This is a genomic window from Elstera sp., from assembly GCF_044372965.1.
Classification (GTDB): Bacteria; Pseudomonadota; Alphaproteobacteria; order Elsterales; family Elsteraceae; genus Elstera.
Window position 1 is genome coordinate 1 of record NZ_JBILQX010000259.1, and the last position, 3,737, is coordinate 3,737.

The window sequence follows — 3,737 nt, forward strand, 5'->3', positions numbered from 1 at the left end:
GGGGCTGCGCCCCGCACCCCACCAGGACCGGGGGCGGTCCTGGACCTGCCTCATCCCTTTATGAGGTGCAGGGGACGGTTTGCCGCCCTTTACCGCCAAGGCCCACATTTTTACGGTGATCAAGGCAATCAGAACATTCACATCGAGCAGGTCGGTCACGGGACTTGATCGCGGAGCGCGTTGACGGTCTCAAGCGTCGCTAAAGGCGCCCCAGCCTTCGGTGTCAGTAAGAGACTACTGTTCCGCTGACCGCTGGGGACGCTCTATTGAGCGAGCGCCGGGCAAGATCGGAGACCACCTCCCCGAAAGTTGGCCCCTGCTGCGCTGCAAGGGCTTTTGCCGCCGTATTCTCGCCCCGCACCATTGCATCAATCATCACGCATCATAGGCGATGACCGGTCCGATATTCAAACCGACCCTACCCCATCCCCTCCGCTACCAGCGCCGCGCCGCCCAAGCGCTCCACCAGCGCCTTGATCGCCGCTGTGGCCGCATCAACCGCTTCCCGGTCGGTGCCGCGCGTCACGAGACTCACGCCGATCTGCCCTGCGCGGAAATAGGGGTAGGAGCCGACCGACAGGCCAGGAAACTGCCCTTGGATCGCCCCCAAGCCTTCCGCAATCACCCCCTCGCCCAGGGTGCAGGAAACCGTCGTCGCATGGATCGGCGGGCCTTCCAGCAGGGTTGGCAGCACGCCGTCCATCATCGCTTTGGCGATGCGCGGCACGCCCGCCATGACGAAGACGTTTTCCAGGCGAAAGCCGGGAGCTTTGGAGACCGGATTATCGATCAGGCTCGCGCCCACCGGCACTTCCGTCATCTTCAACCGCGCTTCGGTAAGTTGCCCCGGCTCGTAGTGCGCTTCGAGCAGTTTCACCGCCACCGGATGCCGATGCAGGGCGACGCCGAAGGCTTTCGCGATACAGGCCGAGGTAATATCGTCGTGGGTCGGCCCGATGCCGCCGGTGGTGAAAACATACGTATGCCGCGCGCGCAGCGCGTTGACCGTGGCGATGATCACCGCTTCGTCATCGGGCACGACGCGAGCTTCCGCGACCACGATCCCGCGCTCGGTGAGCACGCCCGCGATATAATGCAAGTTGGTATCATGGGTTCGGCCCGAGAGAATCTCGTTACCGATCACCATGACCGCTGCCGTAACCTGTTTCTGTTCACCCACGCTCATGATTCCTCCGCTCTGCCGCGACCCTGTGATTGCATACACACAGGGCTGGGGCTAGGCTCAGCCTAATCCGCTGGTGTTTCACGCCAGTCGTCACGAATCTAGGGCTGAGAGGGGCAAAAATCTATGCCGACATCGCGGTTTCTCCGCCGGACCTGTTTAACCGGCGCTTTATCCTGCTTTGCCCTTCTGCCGCTCCCGCTGGCCGCGCAAGCCCCCGAGAAAGCCCCAGAAGCCGCAACCGGCACGGCGGCAAAAGCGCTGGTGACGGCCGAGAAATTCATGATCGTCACCGCGAACCCCACCGCGTCGCGCATCGGCGCTGCCGTGCTGGCCGATGGCGGCACCGCCGCCGATGCGGCGATTGCGGCACAACTGGCGCTCAATCTGGTCGAACCGCAATCGTCGGGCATCGGCGGCGGCGCCTTCGTGCTCTATTTCGATAAGGCCAGCGGAAAACTCACCTCCTACGATGGCCGCGAAACCGCGCCGGAAAAAGCCACCCCGCAGCTTTTCCTGGGGGCCGACGGCAAACCCCTGCCCTTCTACGAGGCCGTTGTCGGCGGGCGCTCGGTGGGCGTTCCCGGCGTGCCGCGCCTGCTGGACGTGCTGCACAAGCGCCACGGTAAGGCCAAGTGGGCCGATCTGATCCAACCGGCGCGCACCTTGGCGGAAGAAGGCTTCACCATCTCCCCGCGCCTTGCCAAACTGTTGCAGGCGGAGAAATATTTGATGCGCGACCCGGTGGCGCGCGCCTATTTCTACCGCCCCTATGGCGAGCCGCGCTGGGAAGGGGAGCTTTTGCAGAACCCCGACTATGCCGCAACGCTGAAAATTCTGGCCGAACAGGGCATCGAGCCTTTCTATCGCGGGTCACTCGGCGAAGCCCTGGTGGCGGCGGTGGCCAAAGAACCCAACCCCGGCAGCCTCAGCATGGCCGATCTCGCTGCCTATAAGGTCATCCAGCGCGAACCCGTCTGTAGCCTCTACCGCGCGCTAAAAGTCTGCGGCATGGCCCCGCCCTCCTCCGGCGGGCTCGCCGTGGCGCAAATGCTGGGGATTCTGGAGCGCTATGACCTTAAATCCTTCGGCCCGAACGGGATTCAATCGGCGCATCTCTTTATGCAGGCGGGCCGATTGGCCTTTGCCGACCGCGATCTGTATGTCGCCGATCCCGCCTTCGTGCGCCAGCCGGTGACGGGGATGCTGGACCCGATCTACCTCGGCCAGCGCGCCCAATGGATCGATTGGAACGCCGATAAGGGCACCGCCCCGGCAGGCCAGCCGCCCAGCAGCAGCGGCGCGCTGGCGGTAGGCGAAACGCCCGAGTTTCCCTCCACCACCCAGCTTGCTATTGTCGATAGCTACGGCAATGCCCTGTCGATGACGACCACGATCGAAGACGGGTTCGGCGCGCGGCGGATGATGGGCGGCTTTTTGCTGAATAACCAACTGACCGACTTCAGCTTCGTGCCAGAACGCGACGGCAAACCGGTGGCGAACCGCGTCGAGCCCGGCAAGCGCCCCCGTAGCTCGATGGCCCCAACGATTGTGTTCGATGCCCAAGGCGCGGTGAAAATGGTCGTGGGTTCCCCCGGCGGGGCCGCGATCATTCAATATGTCGCGCAAACCATTATCGGCTTGGTCGATTGGGAGTTGGACCCGCAGGCCGCCGTGTCCCTCGGTCATTTCGGCAACCGCAACGGCAATGCGCTGCTGGAAGAGGGCACGCAGGCCGCTGGGCTCAAAAGCGTTCTGGAGACCATGGGGTATAAGGTCACGGTCGGCGAGATGAACAGCGGGCTCGCTGCCATTTTGGTGAAGGACGGCAAGCTTCTCGGCGGGGCCGACCCCCGCCGCGAAGGCTTAGCTTTAGGGAATTAAATAATGTTCGCTTTGAATGAAACCCTGCAGCAGTTACCCAAGACCGAAGTGTACGACGAGTTGCATCGGCAAGCCCGCGGGCTGCTCGACGGCGAGCGCGACCCCATCGCCAATGCCGCCAATCTCGCTGCCCTGCTCTATTGGACGCTACCGGACTTGAATTGGGCGGGTTTCTACTTCCTAAGCCAACCCGATGAACTGGTGCTGGGGCCGTTCCACGGAAAACCCGCCTGCGTGCGCATCCCGGTTGGGCGCGGGGTTTGCGGAACCGCCGTTGCACAGTGTAAGACCCAAATCGTGGCGGATGTTCACGCCTTCCCCGGCCATATCGCCTGCGATGCCGCGTCGCGCTCGGAACTGGTGATTCCGCTGCTCTGGAACGACCGCACCTTAGGCGTGCTTGATCTCGATAGCCCTCTGCCGGATCGCTTCGATCCCACGGATGCAGCGGGCTGCGGGCAACTGGTCGAACTCTTCTTGCACGGCAGCGATTTCACTAAACTCTAATGAAAACAGGCACTTCTTTTGGAAGTGCCTGTTTTTCTACCCCAAGAAACGAGATGTTACGTCGGGCTCGCTTGAAACGCACTCATTTCTGACCGCATCGGCGTTTCAGTCGGATTCTGCGCCCCCGTTGCGCCTTGCTGTTCCGGCACCCGCTGCGTCTGGG

The 3,737-nt window shown here is 62.9% G+C and carries 3 protein-coding genes; 2 read left to right on the forward strand and 1 reads right to left on the reverse strand.

The genetic code is table 11. From position 1 onward, the window contains the following. Positions 1-418: 418 nt before the first annotated feature. On the reverse strand, positions 419-1,186 hold the full coding sequence (locus ACIQ36_RS19135; RefSeq protein WP_395832328.1) for a competence/damage-inducible protein A: 768 nt from the start codon (positions 1,184-1,186) through the stop codon (positions 419-421). A 123-nt stretch (positions 1,187-1,309) separates the two neighbouring features. Between ACIQ36_RS19135 and ggt the strand changes: the two genes are divergently transcribed. Beyond that, a complete protein-coding gene (gene ggt / locus ACIQ36_RS19140; RefSeq protein WP_395832330.1) occupies positions 1,310-3,067 on the forward strand; it encodes a gamma-glutamyltransferase in 1,758 nt (585 codons plus the stop codon). Between the two features lie 3 nt (positions 3,068-3,070). Next, the gene (locus tag ACIQ36_RS19145; RefSeq protein WP_395832332.1) at positions 3,071-3,574 is read left to right on the forward strand and encodes a GAF domain-containing protein; all 504 of its coding nucleotides are present in this window, start codon (positions 3,071-3,073) and stop codon (positions 3,572-3,574) included. The last annotated feature ends 163 nt before the right edge of the window (positions 3,575-3,737 follow it).

What these genes read in the sequence shown, in the direction of transcription:
- ACIQ36_RS19145 (WP_395832332.1), top strand. Translation starts at nt 3,071, where the DNA reads ATGTTCGCTTTGAATGAAACCCTGCAGCAGTTACCCAAGACCGAAGTG.
- ggt (WP_395832330.1), top strand. Translation starts at nt 1,310, where the DNA reads ATGCCGACATCGCGGTTTCTCCGCCGGACCTGTTTAACCGGCGCTTTA.
- ACIQ36_RS19135 (WP_395832328.1), bottom strand. Translation starts at nt 1,186, where the DNA reads ATGAGCGTGGGTGAACAGAAACAGGTTACGGCAGCGGTCATGGTGATC.